The organism is Cellvibrio mixtus subsp. mixtus J3-8 (assembly GCF_000766945.1).
In the GTDB taxonomy this organism is placed as follows: Bacteria; Pseudomonadota; Gammaproteobacteria; order Pseudomonadales; family Cellvibrionaceae; genus Cellvibrio; species Cellvibrio mixtus_A.
In genome coordinates this window covers 1-1,526 of the sequence record NZ_KN266214.1, presented here as the reverse complement: position 1 = coordinate 1,526, position 1,526 = coordinate 1, and the positions used below count along the sequence as shown (strand labels likewise).

The window sequence follows — 1,526 nt, the reverse complement described above, 5'->3', positions numbered from 1 at the left end:
TCAACTAGACAGCCACAACCTGGTCCATATGGGTGGCCGTGTTTATGATCCGACTTTGGGCCGTTTCCTCAGTGCGGATTTGTTCGTGCAATCGCCGTATAATTCGCAGAGTTTTAACCGGTACAGCTACACGTTTAATAATCCGGGTAGCTTTGTGGATCCGGACGGTTATTCGTGTTACTACACCGGTTATTATCACCGCACCGATGACGGCCAAAAGGATTTTTTCCGCACCACAGAAACCTGTAATAACCCGGATTATTACGACCAGATCGACCCCAACAACGGCACTGAAAATTTTAAAATTCCGGATTTGTCGGTTAATGATTCTTTAACCAATGTATCGCAGCGTCAGGATTCAACAGGGATAATCGCACCGCTGGAAGGAAATCAGTTTTACGGTGCCGCAGCTATTCTTGTTGAAGACGCAACGCTTGGGATTATATGGGGTGAAAATGGCTCCATATTGTCACTGAGAACCGACCCGCAAATGGAAGCGAATAAAACTGCGGCAAGGAATGGTGTTGCAGGACCACTGGTCAAAGGCGCGCAATTTGCGATGATGGTGGCTGGGCCGGGGAAGTTTTTGAAGGGTGCTAGGGCAGGAGAAAATACTGCTAAAGGAGGAAAGGAAATTGTTTACCGGTGGATGTCTAGAGCTGAGCTGAAATCAACGCTAGAAACTGGGTTATTACGTGGGGGACGTGAAGGCAAGCATTATGTAACCGATGCTGCTAATAGTGATCCCTTACGAGCTCGGATCAGGTTAGCTTTACCTCAAACTCCCGAAGTTAGGGTCAAAATGGAAGTTCCTGGTGGAATCCTATCTACACCTTCAAGAGTTCAGCCAGCTTTTAATATGCCCGGCGGAGGGATGGAACGCACAGCAATTGGAAATATCCCTGTTAATATTTTGGAGGTGTTCTAATGAATGATTTTTTAGAAGGAAGAGCGGTTAGAATTAGGATGAATGATTTCATTGCTCAAGATACATTTGCTCAAATAGCATTTGTTGACGAAGAACATAAAAAAATTCTTTTGAAATTAAATACGCCATTAGATGTTGGTGGCGTTATTTATTCATATGCGGTAGCTTCTCCAAGATTGGCGCAGGATAATTTATTGGATTTACTAAAAGGTAGCGAAATTGGAAGTTCCGTGACTTGGGTGCCTTTAATAAAATTCGATGAAAACCGCCCGTTGGATTTATCTTGGTGGCGCGGAGGTGCAGCAGCAATAACGGATATTCTTCTTAATTAAACTCATGGAGATAAAGCCCAGCACGTAGGTTGTGGTGAGCATGCGAACCGCAACATGAGTAATCGTAAATAACATTGTTAGTTGTGATTACAAAAAAATAAAAATGCCGCTTTCGTAGCGGCATTTTTATTTACGTTCCTCACTCAGTTGTTAACACCAAACACCCGTGCATAACCCGAATGGTCACGGGTGAGTTGATATCAAACCCCGCGTGTTTTAACCAATGGCCTTTGAGTTGCAACCAGGGCACGGTGGCCTGTGGCGGG

The 1,526-nt window shown here is 44.6% G+C and carries 3 protein-coding genes; 2 read left to right on the top strand and 1 reads right to left on the bottom strand.

Going from position 1 to position 1,526, the window contains the following annotated elements:
* Both A596_RS19340 and A596_RS19335 read left to right on the top strand, forming a co-directional pair.
* Positions 1–928: RHS repeat-associated core domain-containing protein (locus tag A596_RS19340; RefSeq protein ID WP_200882974.1), on the top strand; the 928-nt coding region annotated here is incomplete at its 5' end.
* Positions 928–1,260, top strand: a complete 333-nt coding sequence (locus tag A596_RS19335; RefSeq protein WP_152600239.1) for a hypothetical protein — start codon at positions 928–930, stop codon at positions 1,258–1,260. The genes A596_RS19340 and A596_RS19335, both read left to right, overlap by 1 nt.
* Positions 1,261–1,399: 139 nt before the next feature.
* Here the strand turns inward: A596_RS19335 and A596_RS23900 are convergent, their stop codons facing one another.
* Positions 1,400–1,510, bottom strand: a complete 111-nt coding sequence (locus tag A596_RS23900) for a SymE family type I addiction module toxin (protein WP_412130340.1) — start codon at positions 1,508–1,510, stop codon at positions 1,400–1,402.
* Between the last annotated feature and the right edge of the window lie 16 nt (positions 1,511–1,526).

Coding starts and splice junctions, on each gene's coding strand:
- A596_RS19335 (WP_152600239.1), top strand. CDS start 928: ATGAATGATTTTTTAGAAGGAAGAGCGGTTAGAATTAGGATGAATGAT.